Raw genomic sequence first — 17,167 nt, 5'->3', positions numbered from 1 at the left:
GCCCGTATTATTGCTGCCAATCTCCGACACAAGGTCAGACCATGTCGTTTTCGCTCGATGGCTTCAAGTCGCATCTAGCAGCTGCCGGCTACGTTCAGCGCGATACTCCACTTTTGGAACGATCCGATTTGTACTCGACAAAAGGTGGGGATCGGGTGATTTCCCGATTGCTAACACTCAACCATCACGGGGCAGAATACGCCTTGCGCCCGGAGTTCACCGCGTCGGCCGTGCGAGGCTATGGTGCTGCACCCGAGGCTGTGGTGCGTTGGCAGTTCAGTGGCCCCGTGTTCTCGGACCTGTTCGCGACTGCAGAGCGCCCATTTCAGCGCGAGAGCGTGGGCGCAGAGCTCATCGGCTTCGAGGGACCGGGTGCGGACAGCGAGATCATTGGCTTGGCTGCGTCGGGACTGCTTGTACAAGGGAATTCAGACTTCACTATCGTGGTGGGGCACGCGGGCTTATCGCGCGTCCTCATTGAACGCTACACAACCGATCCGGAGCTTGTGCAGTTCTTGCTTGACCAATGCGACACGCTGAGGCTTGAAGGCGGCCTCCGAGAGGCTGCAAGCAGGGTTGACGAGTACTTGGCCGTGCGTTCGCGCGAGGCCGACGGCATGGACTCGCCACTTGAGTATGTCGACGAGCGATCCACCGATACGTTCATCGCCGGGCGGCGGCGGCGAGACATCCAGGGCAGACTGGCTGAGAAACGGCGGCGGGCGGCAAGTGCAGGCGCTGTAAAGGAGGCACTAGAGTTTCTCGCTGACTGGGTCTCGATTCGTTCGCAAGCTCCGGCTGCCCTTGCGCGGATTTATCAGTTGGGCGAGGACAATCCAGCTGTGGCAGGGATCGCTGCCGATCTGCGGACGACGCTGGACCTTCTCGACGTTTACGGCGTTCCGTCTGACGCGATTCTCCTTCAGCCGCACTTAAACCGCATTTGGGAGTACTACAGCGGCATCGTATTCGAGTTTCAAACAGCAGATGGTGTGTCGTTGGGTGGTGGCGGGCGCTACGACGGACTTGTGCGTTTGTTAGGCGGGAGAGCATCTCCTGCAGTTGGGTTCCAGCTCAATGTGGATGCGCTTGCAGCCAGTTTCGGTGCGTTAGCCCCACACGCCACCTCGGTTCGAGTGCAAGGGCCTCGTGCGGCAGCACCAAGCGTTGTGTGGTGGGCGTGTGCGCTCAGGGCGCGCGGGATTACCGCAATCCTCGATGAGTATCCGTCGGACGTCTCAATCGAGGTCGAACGTACGGTCTCGATCGACCCCGGTACTGGCGACGCGGTTTATGCGGATTTCAGCTTCACGCGAGCCGATGTTGAGAATCTGTGCGCGACTATTCTTGGATACAAAACGCATGAGTGATCGTGTCTTGTTGGCACTTCCAAGCAAGGGGGCTATTGCCGACCCGACGCTGAGTTTCTTACGCGATGCCGGGCTGCGTGTCGACAAACCCAACGAACGGCAGTATGTCGGATCGGTGCCGGCGATCCCAGGGTTGTCGGTACTCTTCCAGCGCGTGAAGGATGTCGTCTATAAGGTCGCGGACGGCACAGTGCAGCTAGGCATCACCGGGCTGGATGTCGTACGCGAGAACCCAAGCGATGAGATCGTGGTACTGCATCCGGAGCTTGGCTACGGTCATTGTCAGCTTGTCGTAGCGGTGCCCGAGGACTGGGTAGACGTAACCTCCATGACCGACCTCGTCGAAGTTGCGTCCGACTTTCGTCGCCTTTACGGGCGTACAATGCGTGTTGCGACTACATACGCACACATGGCGCGGGACTTTTTCCACTCACGCGGCCTGCATTATTTCGCTCTCGTGAAGGCCGAAGGAGCGATTGAGGCCGCCCCCACAATCGGATATGCGGACATCGTCGTCGACCTTGTTCAGACCGGAACGACCCTACGCGAGAATCATCTTCGTCCACTCGCGGACGGTACGATCGTTGAAGCGCAAGCGTGCCTCATTGGCAACCGAACCGCGTTGAAGACCTCGCCGGACGCGCTGAAGGTCGCGCAGCACCTGCTTGAGTTCATCGACGCAGCACTACTCGGGCGGCGTTATCGTCAACTGACTGTGAACATCCGCGGCAAAAGCCCCGAAGACGTGGCGGCGAAGGTCAGTGGTTCCGAGATAACCCGTGGACTGCGCGGCCCGACCATCGCGCCGATCTTCGGCGCGCCTCAGGACAGGTCCGATATATTCTGGTACACGGTGACCCTGAACGTGGAAGCACGCAACGTGCTGGAAGCCGTCAACCACCTGCGGTCGGTCGGCAGTTCGGAGATCGTCATCAGCCCGGTCAATGCGATTTTTCTCGAACAGAGTCACAGCTTCCAGCGTGTGCTCTACGAATTGGGCCTAACGTAGGTCGGCAGTAAGGTCTGCGAGCAGCCGATCTAGCCGCGATCCTCGATCCCCGGTCGCGCTGCCGAACTCCACACAATGCGTCAATCCGAGCAGCGCAATTTCGGGCCGAAACGTCGTCAAGTTCATGGTCAGCAGCGGGCAGCACATCAGTGCCAATCTAAGCCGATCAGCCCAGTTTCGGGACAGCGCACCCTGTGCGCGCAGCCGCCCAATGATGGGTCGCAAGCAGTGCTCGACTTTGCTTTGCCAGAACATCTCGCGCAGTGGATTCAGGTCGTAATTGTGAGTGACGATCCATTTGTCTCCGGAGACTTCCAAGCGAATCTGGAGTGTTTCCGCTTCCTCGTCAGGAAAGTACATCCACATGGCATGCGCATTATGATAAAGCGGCTTGACGAGATCGAGTAGAGGATCGTGTCGTCCAGCGAACGCCGGGTCGAAGTACGTCAACCCCTCTGCAGAATAGAAGACGTTGCCGTTGTGCGCGTCGCCGTGCCCGACAACGGATGGGCCATCTTGTGCAGGGTCAAGCAGGGCCACAGCCGTCGCCACCAATTCTTGCAGCGTGGCCGTAAACTCGTGGCCGTTTACGACCCACCGACGCGTCATCACTGTTGTCGAGTCTGTCGTCAAGCCAGGAACCCGAAACTGAGCGCCTTCGCCGTAGAAGCGATCGAAGCGACCGCCCGTTAGCCGGTGCCAAAAGAGCTGGTGGATGGGCGCTTTCCTGTGCGTTTCGGCATCCGAATAGGAGAGCGTGTCGCAGTAGCGCTGGTACAGCGCTCGGTCTTCAAGGGACTGCGCTTCGCCCAGTGCGCGCGCCATCTCTCCGCCGAAGTCACGCCGCCGTTCGATGTCGCGGGCGATGTCGAATACGGGGGAATCGTTGATGATCGGGTACACGAGAAGCTGCTGCCCATCTCGCGTAGAGGAGTACAACGGCTGAACGATCGGGTACGCTGCATCCGCCAGAAGCGCGGCATTATAGTACTCGCTGATCGCGCTGTCTTGTTCGACGTGCGTCTTGAAGAACAGACGACGACCGTCAGCGGTGGTCAGGAAACCATTGAAGGAATTCAATGAGGTCGCCTGGGGGCGCAGTTCCAGATCCATTACGCCCAGATCTGGAAAAAGCCGCCCAATGACCTCGAGCAAGAGCGCCTCGGCAGCCGGCTTGTCCCTAAACTGGAGGTGTTGGATCCGAAGAAGTGCCCCCGACCCACTCACGCCTAGAAACCCAGAATCTCGTCACGCTTGCGGATCGCCATCGCGTGCGCGGGGAAATCCTCGTAGTCTGCGAGTCGCGCTACCGCGCTGCGCAGCTTGTCGTATCCATCGCGCGAGAGGTAGCCGACTCCTGACCGCTTGAGGAAATCCCATACACTCACCGATGAGTACGTTCGCGCAAAGCCGCCTGTCGGGAGAATAGCATTCAGGCCGAGCGCGTAATTCGCGGTCGGAATCGGGGTCATCGGCCCGAGCAAGATTTCGCCGGCATTTTCGATGCGGTTGAGGGTAACGAACGGCTCTGCGGTCAGTAGTTCCAAGTGCTCCGGCGCGTAATCGTTTGTGAACGCGATCGACTCGGCGAGACTCCTTGTGAGCATCACGCCGCCGTAGTTGCCCAGTACTTTCGTGACGAATGCGCGACGCCACTCCGGCAGTTCCGCGATGTAGCCGGGGAGAAGTTCGAGTACTGCATTGGCAACGCGTTCGCTGTGAGTCACGACGAGCGCTGCCGAGTCCGGTCCGTGCTCCGCCTCCACGAGCAGGTCCAGCGCGACAAGGCGGGGATCGGCGTGTTCATCGGCAAGGATGATCGACTCGCTCGGACCCGCAGGTAGCCCAACGTCAAAGGTCCCGTAAAGGAGGCGCTTTGCGGCCGATACGTAACTGCTTCCGGGTCCGATAACCTTCTGCACGCGGGGAATAGTGCCTGTTCCGAACGCAAGTGCTGCGATGGCCTGCATTCCGCCAACCGCGTACACCTCGCCAACACCAGCGACCTCTGCGGCGACAAGCGCGGCCGGATCGGGCCTGCCGTCCGGTGCAGGCGGCGTTACCACAACGACTCGCTTTACATGGGCCACGACTGCTGGAACGCACAGCATCAGCATGACAGACGGGAAGGCACCTTTGCCACGCGGTACATACAGGCCGACGCTTGTCACCGGCGTCACTTTCTCGCCCGCCATGATTCCGGGCCTAACCTCTGTGAACCACATCGGTTCAGGCATCTGGTGCCGGTGGAACTCGCGAATGTTGTCGTGCGCGAGCTCAATTGCAGCGATGACGTCGGCTGGAACGGAATCGCGTGCAGCTTTGAACTGATCTGTGGTTACCCGAAGATCGGCAGCACTGAACTCAGGTGCATCGAACTTCCGTGCATATTCCACGACCGCCGCGTCTCCGCGCTCGCGGATGGCGGTGATGACCTCCTGAGCAAGAGGTAGCAGTTCAGCAATGTCTTGTTCCGAGCGCCTCATCACAAGCGTGCGCTCCGCCGGAGTCATGCTGCTTAGTTTCCAGAGTTTGATCATTTGTTCCTGATACCTCGACTTGAATACATTGCGGAGACCCGTCAACGCCAGCGAATGGAAGGACGCATGTTCGGGGCATATTGCTCGATTCTCGCCCGGTGTGCTTGTACATCCAGCAGCATGTCCCGAACAACCTGATCGATATGCTCGTGCGGCTCGTAGCCAAGCTGGACAAGATGATTCCGATCCGGTTGATAGTAGTGTTCCTCGCGTTCTGAACGCGGATTCTCGACGTGTTCGATCTTTGCTGGCATGCCGAGGGCGACTGCCTGCTGCTTCACCACCTCTGCAAGCGTCGAGATCGAGTAGGTGTACTCGAATTGATTGAAGACCCGATATTCGCCCCGATCGGGAGGGTTCAGCAAGGCAAGCTCAAGGCACTGTAGCGAATCGGAGATCGGCAAGAAGCCGCGTGTTTGCGAGCCGGAACCAAACACCGTCAAGGGATGTTCGATTACCACCTGGCAAACGAACCTATTGATGACCGTTCCGAAACACTCATCGAAGTCGAGGCGAGTGGCGAAGCGCTCGTCTGGAGGCGTGCGATCCGTACGTGTGCCGTAGACAACGCCCTGCATAACGTCGGTGATTCGCAGCCCCCACGTCTTTGATGCGAAGTGCGCATTGTGCGAGTCGTGGACTTTGCTGAGATGGTAGATACTACCCGCCTGCCGTGGGAAGGGGAGGGTATCTTTGCGCCCCCGATACTCCACCTCGAAGAATCCCTCAGGAATGGCCACATTGGGTGTTCCATATTCACCCATGGTCCCAAGTTTCAGCAGGTGCGCGTCGGGGCACGTCTCTCGCATCGCCCACAAAAGGTTCAAACTGCCGACGACATTGTTATGTTGGGTGAGTGCCGCGTGTTCGGCATCGCGCATAGAGTACGCGGCCGAGGGTATCTCGCCCAGATGGACGATCGCATCCGGCTTGACCTCACTGAGGATCGCGACAAGACTGTCGTAGTCCAACAGCGAAGCCTCGTAGAAGTCGATCGGTCGGGAGAAACACGCCGAAAAAGCCTCCGCGCGATCCACCCAGTGTGCAATTGGGATCGCGGAGATCGATGCCATCTCCTGCACCATCTTGCGACGCAGGAAATTGTCAATTCCGGAGACGGAATGACCAGCGGCAGCGAGCCACTGAGCCAGCGGCCACCCCAAGTAGCCGTCAACACCTAGAATGAGTACGTTCATCGCGTCGTCTGCGCGTGCTTTGCAGGCCTAGTCGGGACGAAATGAGTCGATATAACCGCGTCGAGCAAGAAGCTCGGCGTTCTGGATGCTTGAGCCGGCAGCGCCCCGAATCGTATTGTGGGATAGCGCGAAGAACTTGTAGCCTAACAACGGGCAATCGCGCAGACGTCCAACGGAGGTCGCCATTCCCGCGCCGATCATGCGGTCTCGCCGAGGCTGTGGTCGATCGTGCTGTTCCAGGTATACCACCGGTAGGGCAGGGGAGCTGGGCAGACTTGCGACCTCAGTGCTTCCCCGGAAGCACGCCCACGCCTCACGAATCTGCGCGTGTGACGGCCGTTGGTCAAGCTCAACGGATACATGCACGAGGTGTCCGTCGAGAACTGGCACTCGGGTACACGATGCGCCGATAAGCGTCTTAAGTGGCCTAATTTGCTCGCCATCGAAATCGCCCAACATCTTTAGCGTTTCCGTCTCCAGCTTGTCTTCATCCCCGCTCACGTACGGGATGACGTTATCAATGACATCCATCGAAGGGACGCCCGGATAGCCTGCGCCGCTCGTCGCTTGTTGGCTGACCACATGCACTTTTCGGATACCATACTGGCGCAGCGGCGCCAAGGCCATCACCACGGGCATCGCTGTGCAATTGGAGTTAGCGATCAAAGCGCCTGTGCTCCAACCGCGGTTGACGCGTTGGCGGTCCAGAAGCGCAATGTGCTCGCCATTGACCTCGGCAAGCAGCAGCGGAACGTCCGTCGCCATCCGGTACGAGGAGGCATTCGTACACACGATCTTGCCTTGCGCCGCGAGAATAGGCTCCAGTTCGACAGCTGCTTCCTTTGGGAGTGCCGAGAAGACCAGTGGGCTAGAGACGGCACCGCCGAGAAGCTGTACGGGAAGCTCGCCGACACGTAAGGGAGGACCACCATCCAGTACCCAGTTGGCGGCCTCGCGGTAGGTCTTGCCTGCGCTGCGTTCAGAGGCAAACAGCTCGCGCACCTCGAACCACGGATGGTTCTCGAGAAGTTGAATGAAACGCTGGCCCACGGCGCCCGTCGCGCCGAGGATTGCCACCGGGAGCTTGCCGTTTTCCACGTGATTCCTCTCTCACAGAGTACCGATGACTCTAGATTCCAACCGAGTTTGCCCGCACCGCCGGATAGCTGCCTAGCATTTTCACGAACGATGCACGAAAGAGCAGCTTTGCGAGAACTTCCTGACACGCGGCATCCTGCCAGTACCCCTCAAAATCGAGATAAAACACAGGTTCCCACGGGCGATTACGCCGCGGGCGACTCTCGATCTTGGTCAAGTTTATACCACGGCTGGCGAACTCGCCGAGGCAGTCATATAGTGCGCTGGGTCGGTTCCGCGTGGCGAATACGAGCGAAGTCTTGTTGTAGTCGCCACGTTCCGGTGCATCATGGCCCAAGACGAAGAACCGTGTGAAATTAAACGGAACATCCTCAATCTCGTGGTCTAGGACGTCCAACCCGTACAGTTCGCCCGCAAGCCTGCTGGCAATGGCTGCAGTTCCAGACTCTCGCGTGCTGGCGAGGTCACGCGCTGAGCCGGCGGTATCGTACTTGGGAACAGCCTCGAGGTTATGCCGGCGAAGGTATTTCTCACATTGTGCCAGCGCCTGAGGATGTGACTGCACGCGCTTGACATCCTGCAAGGTTGTCCCGGAAGGGGCCAGGAGTGAGTGGTGGACGTGAAGAATGATCTCGGCTTGGATGAGCAGGTCGGAGTCCATCAGCAGTTCATAGGCTTGGCTGACGGCCCCTGCAAGAGCGTTCTCGACGGGAAGTACAGCCAAATCGACACTCTGTCGGTGGATTGCGTCGAACACGTCCCCCAATAGCGGGCAAGGCACCGTCTGCACGTCGTCGCCGAAGTGCTGCCGTATCGCTTGCTCTGAGTAGGCACCGTGAACCCCTTGAAAGGCGACTTTTGGTGACAATCGACACATCCGAATCTGTGAAGGGTAGGGAAGGCTACCCGGCGGTAAGCGTCGCCATGGTAACAGGCTGAGGGAAGAATTTCAATCCATCTGACCAAAGTGGACATGCGTCCCAATTGTGATTGACGTTTCGCCAAGTGCTTCGCTACAATTGAGGTCAGTAGAGGAAGGAAAGGCTTGTCCAATGGTAGACTTCTTCACGCCGGATGTTGAGGCCGAAACCAGTAACGAGAAAACTCCCATGCTGACCGTTACAGCGGCTGCCGCACAGACCGTGCGAAATCTGCTTGAGCAGCGTCAGATCCCGAACCATGTGCTGCGTGTGTTTGTACAGGGCGGTGGATGTTCGGGCATGCAGTACGGCATGGCGTTTGAGTCGGCGCCTGAATCGTTTGATGCAGTTGTGGAGACGGATGGTGCTCGGTTTGTGATTGATCCGACGAGCCTGCAGTTCTTGCGCGGTGCGACGATTGACTTCGTCGACAGCCTGATGGGCGGCGGTTTTCGGATCGACAATCCCAACGCCGTGTCATCGTGTGGATGCGGGCACAGCTTTCGCACATCTGGTTCTCGCAACGAGTCCGATGAATCGTGTTCAACGTGCGGATGCGGCAGCCACTAGTCTCGGACACTGAATAGAGATCCAACGTCAATCGGCACGATATCCTGATGCGTCGGGATTATCGTGTCGATTGCTTTTGGGGTTACGCATTACTCTTGATAATGTGTCTTATCATATACAAACACGTGTTTTTCAGCCCATGGACGAGTATCCAGTACCTGCGTCAGAAGTCACCACAGAAATTCTCGTCAAGAATTCGCGCTTTATCAGCATCATCAAACGCTGCGACAGCGTAGACACCGTACGTGCAGAGATCGCGGAAATCAGAAAACGACATCCAACCGCAAACCATCACGTCTATGCATTTCGGATCGGCTATGGCAACACTGTTCACGAAGGCCTATCCGACGATGGCGAACCATCCGGCACTGCTGGCCCTCCCGTAATGAGCGTGTTGCGCGGCAGCGCAATTGGAGACGCACTAATCGTAGTCGTTCGCTACTTTGGCGGCACCAAACTTGGCACTGGCGGATTGGTGCGCGCGTACACCGAGTCTGCTGCTGAGGCCATCAAGCAATGCCAAACAACGCTTAAAGTCTCAAACGCTAAGTTGACAATCGGAATCGGTTACGCCCAGTACGAACGTGTTCAGCGCATATTGCTCGAACACAACGCCGAAGTCATAGACTCAACGTTTGCACAAGACGTCACGTTGTTGGTCGAGCTTCCAAGTCGGAATGTATCCCGGCTTGTGGACGCCCTGCGTGAAGCAACGGGCGGCACCGCTCGCGTTGCCGAACTTTATTAGTCCGTATCGTCAGCAGCCATCTCCCGCGTCAGCTGCACGACATCCTGATTATAAGGGGCTAACGTGTGGGCCTGGCGCAAGAACACCTTCGCCCCGTCGAGGTCGTCCAACAAATATGTGATACGAGCCGCGCGAACAAGACTCGGCACATGCTGTGGCTCTGCCGCCAGCGCGCGCTCAACGTAGTCAAGCGCTACAGACAAATCCTCATCGTCAATCAACAGATCAGTCAGCTCGTTCAGCAACTGCGGGACATCACCGATCCGCTTGTGAGCCTCAAGCAGCACTTCCAGTGCTGTCGATGGTTCGTCCTGGTTCGCATACGCCCGCGCCAAGACGATGTAGCCGTCCAAGTGATCAGGTGCCGACTCGACGAGCCACTCGAGGAATTCGAGATCACGCTCGCTTGCCTCCCGTCCCACCGCAATGCGATCGGCAAGCTCGGAGAAAAGCTGTTCAGCCCCCCTACTCTCGCAAAAGGCTGCAATCAACTGCGCCTCGCCACGTTCGGGACCATTCTCACCAAGTCCAGCCGCCTTCTCCGCCGCCGGCTTGGCCTCGTTCGGTCGCCCCGCATGATACGCCGCAAATGCGTAGTTCCGCCAAGCACGCGGATTAGCCGGGGACGCACTGGCTGCGACCGCCACCGGCTCTACTGCTCGCTCGAAATCGTCACGAACAAGAAGCGCGGAAAGCGCAGAATCAACCAGCCTGCCGCTGTTGTCATCTCGTGCCAACAGAGAGAAATACTCCCACACGACATCGGTGTCCATGTCAACAGCGCCTTGTACGAGCAGAAACAGTACTGCAAGCCGATCCTGCAGCTGCGACGAAGCGCGAAGTGCACGCTCCAATGCCTCTAGCGCCTCTACCCGTGCTTCGGCACTGTCCTCCCCGAACGCGGACTGGTCAACTCGCTCAAGTTCTTGGCTGCTGATAAGCTGCTGCCCGTACGTTCTCAATAACCGTGGCTCATCTGGCCGCTGCTCCAATGCGCTCTGAAGCGTGGCAATCGCCAAGTCGGGCCGACGTGCCGCGCCGTAGACGCGCGCAAGTGCAAGCCATGTCGAGACAGGCGCCACTTCGACGTCCCCAACCGCTGCCTCCAGCACCTCGATTGCAAGCCGAACACCGCCGCGCTGTGTCAAACATGCCGCGATCCAGCCTGCGGCCGAACGCCAATACGGTAACGCCATCAGGTCCCCAGCGAGCTGTTGAAGATCGATCACTTCATACCAATCCGAAACACTCAAAATTGCTGAGATCCAAACTAGGGTATCGGGCACAGACAGCGCAACCGATGACTCCAGAATGCTCCTGAAATCAACACCCTCGCCTCGGGTCAACGACTCCTGACTTGTTCGGAAGAGCTCGGCAACACGCTGCAACATCGCTATGGAGACGGCCCCATCGACAATCGCGTCAGACGGTGCGTCACCGACACTCTCAGCACCGGCAGCATAGCGCGCAACCTCGTCGGCTACCTGCATCAACGATTGCAGCGACACGCCATCGCCAATAGTAACTACCGCTATCTCATGCGCCTCATCGGGGTCCAGCAGAACCACACCTGTAACGGCGCTCGATTCCTCGGTCCACTTACCCGTAACAATCGTGTCGTAACCAATCCCGGCCTCCTCGAATGCAGTAGTGCCGCCACCGAGATCAAAATACTCCGCTTCAAGCGCAGACGGAATACTGACGCACGATATGCTCCGCACCCCAGCCAAACGTCCAGCCAGCGCCGCAACTGTGCAGAGCACCCCCTCGCCTAGCTTCCGATTGGCGCCGTCCAAAGACGCAGCAAAGATCACGACGGAGTCAGGTTGCTCGGGTCGATCATCTTGGACAGCGACCGTCGACCCAAAGATCGCCGACATACCACGCCGACCTATTGGTGCCTGTCCCCGCCAATCGTCCCCAAGCAGCGCTGACACGTATTCCGCGAAGCTCAGCATGTGTGTTCTCTTCCTTACAACAAACGCGCCCTGCCACGTCGCGGCAGGGCGCATCCCAACTGCGACTTCAACTTGGCGCTAGCGCACAACCGGAATTGCTGCTGTATTGCCGACGATTGTCACAAGATCTCGCTGTACCCAACCGTTCCCAATCGTCGTGGCAACCTGAATCCAAAGCGAATCTTCAGTACGGCCAAGGACCGTAAGTTCGCCCGGTCCCGGTAGGGTTCCTACGACTCCCAGCGTTAGATTTGGCGCGGCGTAGACCGTCAGCGTGAAGCGGAACGTGCCGACCGGCTTGACAGTCTCACCAGCCGTCTCGCGAATCACGGGAAGGCTGCGGCCATCGCCGCGGAACAACGCATATTCAATGTTGAGCCAACCAAGGCCGAAATCTCCCCGGACTTGGTACCACACGCCGTCGGGCGCGACACCCACCACGGGGAGTCGTGTTCCGCCCGGAACAGTGGCAACCGATGAGTACTGAGCGCCTGCGCCCGAACGAATGTTGAGGTAGCCGGTGTTGACCACAACGTATGGCCCCGAGACGGCTGGCGGGCTGACGAAGCCGCCCTCGCTGCGCCCATCGCCCGAGCCAGCAACCAGAGCCGAAGACGTGCACGGCGGCTTCGCGACACCGCTCTCGTCGCGAACAGCAATTGCCGTTCCGTCGACCCAACCCACAGCACCGCTCTGCAATTCAAGCTTATACAGCTCGCCTACTCGATCCAACAAGTAAGCCTCGTGGTTGTTGGCCAGCCCGACGCCGTCCGTGCCCGAACCGTCAGGTCCGCGCTGGAGGGTGACGTCACGGGTTACTCGCACGATGGTGAAACCGCACCCGTACGGACGGAACAAGACTTTGCTTTGCTCGACCCAGCCGACAAGCTGAGAATTGAACTCCAGCTTCACCCACGCAATACCATCCGCAAAGGTCGCGTCGAGCACGCGATAAATCGCACCGGGAGACACATTCGCATCGCCAACGCGCAGCCCATCCTGTGCCGGCGTCGCCCGTATGATGTGGAAGTCCAAAATGGATGCACCCCAAAGCCGGCCTGAGGCGAACCCAGCGTCCGCCGAGCTGTCGTCCGAGCCCATCGAGCCGGAGAATTCCGGTCTGGGGGCTGACTCCACAACTGGCGGCGCCGAAACGACCGGCACATACTCGAAGTTGCCGCGCGGTAACGTGAATTGTACGTTCACCCACCCCAAGCCTGCCGGAGTGGACACTTGCAGCCATGCTCCGTCAGCCGATATGCCCATCACCTGGAGCGTTGTACCACCGACTACCGTAATCAGAATTGTGTACTGAGCACCCGGACCCGTGCGCACGTTCAAGAAGCTGGTGTTCACCACTGCGACCGGTGTCGCGTACTGAGCTTGCTGCTGTACCGGTGCGGCAACCGCGGCACCCACAAAGATCGTTAAGAACGCAAAGACCAACACTAGGCGCAACACGCGATGCATCATTACAGGCCTCCTTGCCCTTCCGATCCAATGCAGCTCGCCGTCTAGCAAATGAAGACGGGGATTTACGTCTCTTGTGCGTAGTATAAGGACTGTTGCCACGATGGGCAAATTAAGGCGTCGCGCAAGCGTAGTACAAACGTCGTTCGCGCGTGCCGCTAGCGACATCCAACTGACGCTCATCCACATTTATGCTAAGTGAAGTACACTAACGACAAGGATCTAATCGGATGAACATGGCTCGAATGCTCCTCACCTACACACGCAAGAGCACATACACAGTCACCCTACTGGTGCTGGTCTTAGTGATCGGCGCGGCGGTCGCACATGCTGACGACTCTGTGATCGAAACGTGTAGTGTGGGTGTGGACTGTGAGGACGAAAGCCATGGACTGCCGCTGGAAGAGATCGAGCTTCATCCATCGCCCGCCGTACAGCAGATCTATGCAGACGACCGCATCGTATTCGACCGGCGCTATCGTCGCGTGACGTCGGCCACCCAGTTCTTTGACGCGCCGGGCGGCGCGCCAACCGACAACTTGGATTCCGGCTTCAACTTCATCACGCTCACCCATGAGGAAGGCGGATGGGCACGCACAAGCAACGGAAAATGGCTGCCGAGCGACTCACTCTCGACTGAAGTCGCTACGTCGCGTTTTGCCGGCGTACACCTTACGGAAGAGACACTGCCCTACCCTGTGGCGTGGCTTCTTGTTCACGTGCGCCCAAGCACGACACCGGGCGGTCCAAACAACTCCGATGTCCCGGTTCTGCTCCGCTACAAAACAGTCTACCTCTACGATTCCGTTTTGGTGGACGATTGGGTTTGGTATCAGATCGGCCACCAGCAGTGGGTCAAGCAAACGCAGGTGGCTGTCATCAAACCCGTTGAACAGCCCGCCGATGTCGACACGGAGCGCTGGGTCAGTGTTGACCTGTACGAACAAGTCCTAATCGCGTATGAGGGCGACACACCCGTCTTCGCAACACTGGTGTCAAGCGGCATGTCTGAATGGCCGACCAACGAAGGGCTGTTCCACGTATACGTTCGCTATCCGCGGACGATCATGGCTGGCGCGTATGGTCAGCCCGACTTCTACTATTTGCAAGAAGTGCCGTGGACAATGTACTTCGACAACGATATCGCGCTCCACGGCGCATACTGGCATGATGGTTTCGGGTATCGCCGCAGCCACGGATGCGTCAACTTGTCGATCACAGACGCCAAGCTGCTGTACGACTGGGCATCGCCTGAGTTCGATTACTCCATTCCTGAAGACGTAGGCCCTGCAGTCTACGTCTATTCGAGCGGGACTTACCGCTAACGTGATCGCGAAGCCGGGAAGGTCACCGTAAACACCGTGCCCTTCCCGGCATGAGTCTCCACGTCTATCTTTCCACCGTGGCTTTGCACGATCCCGTACGTCACGAATAGGCCAAGGCCGCTCCCTCCGGGCTTGCTTGTGGAAAACGGATCAAACAGCCGATCCATCATCTCTTCTGGAATTCCGGCCCCAGTATCTCGGAAGGCAACAGTCACAGTGCTTCCCTGGGCCGCCGTTGAAATTGTCAATACTCCCCCCTCGCTCATCGCCTCGTTCGCGTTCAGCGCGAGGTTGATGAATATTTGCGTCAATGCGTCAGGATTGCCTTCGATAGGCGGCACGGAGTGGAGGTCGAGTTCGATCCGCTTGCCCGCCTGGGCAAAAGACTTGCGAGTCAGGTCGAGCACCGCTTCAGCAATCTCATTTAGGTTCACAGCTACGAACGTTTCACTGTCTCCCTGGTTGCCGGCGTTGTACTCCAACAACCGCTGAACCAGTCGCTTGATCCGGTCTACGCTCTCAAGGGTCGTAACTACCATATCTTCTTCGACTGGGCGCCTCAGTTGAATGTCCTCGAGGATGCCTTCCAAGTTGATCTTGATGGGCAATAAAGGATTGTTGATTTCATGTGCGATGCCTGCGGCGAGCCGGCCCACTGACGCCAGCTTCTCTGCTTGAATGAGTTGTGACTGCGCCGATTGCAGCTCGCGGGTTCGCTCTTCGACCTTCTGCTCAAGATGGCGCGCATAATCCATCTGAATTCGATAGAGCTCGGCATTTCTCAACGCGAGATTGGCCTGCCGCGCCAGCCCTTCGAATAACTGAATTCGCTGATTGTCCAGCGCTTCAGGCGAGAATCCAATCAACAGTGATGCGACTTCCTTGTCGTCGAGATAGTTCAAAGGCACCACAAGGGCCTGTGTCGCCCACTTCTCCGCGACAACCGCGACAACCGCGATTGCAGAAACGTCGAGCTGCGCGAGGTTGGATGCGATCCAACGCGAAACCCGTCTTTCAACTGGCGCCGGATTGATGCGAATTCCGGCGACAGACGACGTGCTCCGCGAAATGTTTACCAGTGCGCCGGCCGAGATCGGGAGCGCGTCTTGCATCAGCGAAAGAATCAAGCCGACCAGCGCCTCGCCATCGTGATGCTGATTGAGGACTTCACTGATGCGCAGCAGCACCTCGAGATCGCGCGTTCTTCTTTGCAATGCGAGCTCGAGTCGCCGCGCACGAATCTTGGTCTCTGCGCGAGCCAGAAGTTCACGCGGATGCACCGGCTTGCGCATCGAATCGTCCGCGCCCAACTCTAATCCTTGGAGAACGTCTGGCCAGTCGGTCGCAGACGTCAGCAGGAACGTCGGAATCTTTGCTGTGGCGGGATCTTCCCGAAGGCGGCGAAGAATGTCGAAGCCAGACACGCGACCCAAGCGGGGCTCGATTATGATTAGGTCGGGAATCCGATCTTCAATCGCGGCAAAAAGAGCCTTGTCGGATTGCGCAGTCCTTACGCTGTATCCCTCACGTTCGAACACTCCCTTGAGCAAATGGGACGTCACAACCTCCGCATCAGCGATCAGGATTTCTGGAAGTCCGTTCGTGACCATTGATGCGGGCAGCGTCTCTGTCGTCGTCAATGCCATGGGTGATCTGCCTATAAATGTTGAGCGCGAGGTTGTCGCGTTGCCAAGTTCTGGCAACGCGCACCAAACACTAGAATGATAGAATACTCCGATCGTACGTCAAATCGCGAAGCAGAGATGTCAAGTATCATTCGATCCCTAGCCGCCGGCGTTGTCGGCGGAGTGTTCATCGCGGTGGTCTTTTCGGCGGGTTTCTTTGTGCGTGACCTGCTGCCGGCGGCGCCGAACGTCAGTGCAGCGTCGCCGTTTCCGCTGTTGCAGGACGTAATTACGATCGTCGAAACCACGTACCTGCGCGGCTCGCCAGACGAGACCGCGACGCAGTACTCTGCTATTCGTGGATACTTGGGTAGCCTCGGCGATCCTGCGACGTATTTCATCGAGCCACCAGATACCCAAGTCGAGTCTGATGCGCTTGCCGGCGTATACGGTGGTATTGGCGTCCGGATTCACACGACGACGACCGGCGAGTTTCGCCTTACGCCGTTTGCAGGCAGCCCAGCAGAAGCGGCGGGTATTCGTGACGGGGATCTGTTGATTCGAATCAACGAAACACCGATTGAAAAAGGCACCCCGATCTCGGCAATCGACGTGCGCCTGCGCGGCGAGGTAGCTGAAGGAAACGGCGTCGAACTTGAAGTAACCCGCAGGGGGAACTCGAGGACGTTCTTCGTCCCGTTCGATGTCATCGTCGTCCCTTCTGTGACATTTCGGGTCCTCGATGAGGACGAAGATCTCGGCTACATTCAGCTTACCGACTTCACCAACCGCACACCTGCTGAACTCCGCGATGCTGCCACCGGATTGAAGGATCAGGGTGTACGTGCCATCATCGTCGACCTTCGAAACAATGGCGGCGGGCTGCTGCAAGAGGCGCTCGTCGTCGCCGGAGAGTTCGTAGACGATGGCCTGCTCCTTACGGAACGCCAACGCACTGGCGAAAAGGAGTATCAGGACTCGGAAGGCGGGTCGTTGACTGACCTGCCTATGGTTGTGCTGGTGAACGGCGGTACTGCCAGCGCGGCAGAGGTTGTTGCCGGAGCGATACGAGACTATGAACGCGGCATCTTGATCGGCCAGCAAACCTATGGCAAGGGTACGATTCAGCAGATCATCCAGCTTGCCGACAAGTCATCGGTTCACGTGACGTTTGCGGAGTGGCTGACGCCGCTTGGAAATACAATCGAGGGCATCGGTCTGACGCCTGACATCGTCATGATCCCGTCAAGCGACGGGGCGGATGTCGAACTCGCAGAAGCCATACGACAGCTTCAATCCATCATTACACCGAGCTAAACCACCGCACAGGACGACGAA

At 58.2% G+C, this 17,167-nt stretch carries 14 protein-coding genes; 6 read left to right on the top strand and 8 right to left on the bottom strand.

Annotated features, from left to right (window positions below):
• Window positions 1–41 precede the first annotated feature (41 nt).
• Together IPM16_06385 and hisG are read left to right on the top strand one after the other, a co-directional pair.
• Complete coding sequence (locus tag IPM16_06385; protein ID MBK9122734.1) at window positions 42–1,370, top strand: ATP phosphoribosyltransferase regulatory subunit; 1,329 nt, start codon at window positions 42–44, stop codon at window positions 1,368–1,370.
• Complete coding sequence (hisG, locus tag IPM16_06380; GenBank protein MBK9122733.1) at window positions 1,363–2,379, top strand: ATP phosphoribosyltransferase; 1,017 nt, start codon at window positions 1,363–1,365, stop codon at window positions 2,377–2,379. Before IPM16_06385 ends, hisG begins: the two co-directional genes overlap by 8 nt.
• On the opposite strand, the gene IPM16_06375 is transcribed toward hisG, so the two are convergent.
• The 5 genes from IPM16_06375 to pheA are packed head-to-tail and all read right to left on the bottom strand — an operon-like array spanning window position 2,371 to window position 8,090.
• Entirely contained in the window at window positions 2,371–3,606 is a 1,236-nt protein-coding gene (locus IPM16_06375; GenBank protein MBK9122732.1) for a phosphotransferase, read from the bottom strand. The genes hisG and IPM16_06375 overlap by 9 nt on opposite strands.
• A gap of 2 nt (window positions 3,607–3,608) precedes the next feature.
• Window positions 3,609–4,919, bottom strand: a complete 1,311-nt coding sequence (gene hisD, locus IPM16_06370; GenBank protein ID MBK9122731.1) for a histidinol dehydrogenase — start codon at window positions 4,917–4,919, stop codon at window positions 3,609–3,611.
• Between the two features lie 41 nt (window positions 4,920–4,960).
• The gene (locus tag IPM16_06365) at window positions 4,961–6,115 is read right to left on the bottom strand and encodes an NAD-dependent epimerase/dehydratase family protein (protein ID MBK9122730.1); all 1,155 of its coding nucleotides are present in this window, start codon (window positions 6,113–6,115) and stop codon (window positions 4,961–4,963) included.
• A 27-nt stretch (window positions 6,116–6,142) separates the two neighbouring features.
• The gene (gene asd, locus IPM16_06360; protein MBK9122729.1) at window positions 6,143–7,213 is read right to left on the bottom strand and encodes an aspartate-semialdehyde dehydrogenase; all 1,071 of its coding nucleotides are present in this window, start codon (window positions 7,211–7,213) and stop codon (window positions 6,143–6,145) included.
• Window positions 7,214–7,244: 31 nt separating this feature from the next.
• Window positions 7,245–8,090, bottom strand: coding sequence for a prephenate dehydratase (gene pheA, locus IPM16_06355; protein ID MBK9122728.1), 846 nt, complete (start codon window positions 8,088–8,090; stop codon window positions 7,245–7,247).
• 232 nt (window positions 8,091–8,322) lie between these two features.
• Between pheA and erpA the strand changes: the two genes are divergently transcribed.
• Window positions 8,323–8,703, top strand: a complete 381-nt coding sequence (gene erpA, locus IPM16_06350) for an iron-sulfur cluster insertion protein ErpA (protein ID MBK9122727.1) — start codon at window positions 8,323–8,325, stop codon at window positions 8,701–8,703.
• A 139-nt stretch (window positions 8,704–8,842) separates the two neighbouring features.
• Window positions 8,843–9,451 (top strand): YigZ family protein, encoded by a 609-nt coding sequence (locus tag IPM16_06345; GenBank protein MBK9122726.1) that lies wholly within the window; start codon window positions 8,843–8,845, stop codon window positions 9,449–9,451.
• Here the strand turns inward: IPM16_06345 and IPM16_06340 are convergent.
• Together IPM16_06340 and IPM16_06335 are read right to left on the bottom strand one after the other, a co-directional pair.
• Complete coding sequence (locus IPM16_06340) at window positions 9,448–11,409, bottom strand: tetratricopeptide repeat protein (GenBank protein MBK9122725.1); 1,962 nt, start codon at window positions 11,407–11,409, stop codon at window positions 9,448–9,450. The two genes, IPM16_06345 and IPM16_06340, sit on opposite strands and share 4 nt — an antisense overlap.
• Before the next feature lie 78 nt (window positions 11,410–11,487).
• Window positions 11,488–13,068, bottom strand: a complete 1,581-nt coding sequence (locus IPM16_06335) for an SH3 domain-containing protein (protein ID MBK9122724.1) — start codon at window positions 13,066–13,068, stop codon at window positions 11,488–11,490.
• A gap of 41 nt (window positions 13,069–13,109) precedes the next feature.
• Here IPM16_06335 and IPM16_06330 point away from each other — a divergent pair, with 41 nt between their 5' ends.
• Window positions 13,110–14,204, top strand: a complete 1,095-nt coding sequence (locus IPM16_06330; GenBank protein MBK9122723.1) for a L,D-transpeptidase — start codon at window positions 13,110–13,112, stop codon at window positions 14,202–14,204.
• Here the strand turns inward: IPM16_06330 and IPM16_06325 are convergent.
• The gene (locus IPM16_06325; GenBank protein MBK9122722.1) at window positions 14,201–15,850 is read right to left on the bottom strand and encodes a response regulator; all 1,650 of its coding nucleotides are present in this window, start codon (window positions 15,848–15,850) and stop codon (window positions 14,201–14,203) included. The two genes, IPM16_06330 and IPM16_06325, sit on opposite strands and share 4 nt — an antisense overlap.
• A 117-nt stretch (window positions 15,851–15,967) precedes the next feature.
• Between IPM16_06325 and IPM16_06320 the strand changes: the two genes are divergently transcribed.
• Window positions 15,968–17,146: a S41 family peptidase gene (locus IPM16_06320; GenBank protein ID MBK9122721.1), complete on the top strand. Its 1,179-nt coding sequence runs from the start codon at window positions 15,968–15,970 to the stop codon at window positions 17,144–17,146.
• The last annotated feature ends 21 nt before the right edge of the window (window positions 17,147–17,167 follow it).

Source organism: Candidatus Flexicrinis affinis (genome assembly GCA_016716525.1).
GTDB classification, from domain to species: domain Bacteria; phylum Chloroflexota; class Anaerolineae; order Aggregatilineales; family Phototrophicaceae; genus Flexicrinis; species Flexicrinis affinis.
Note: the sequence above shows the minus strand (reverse complement) of the source record. Positions and strands in the feature narration are given on the sequence as shown.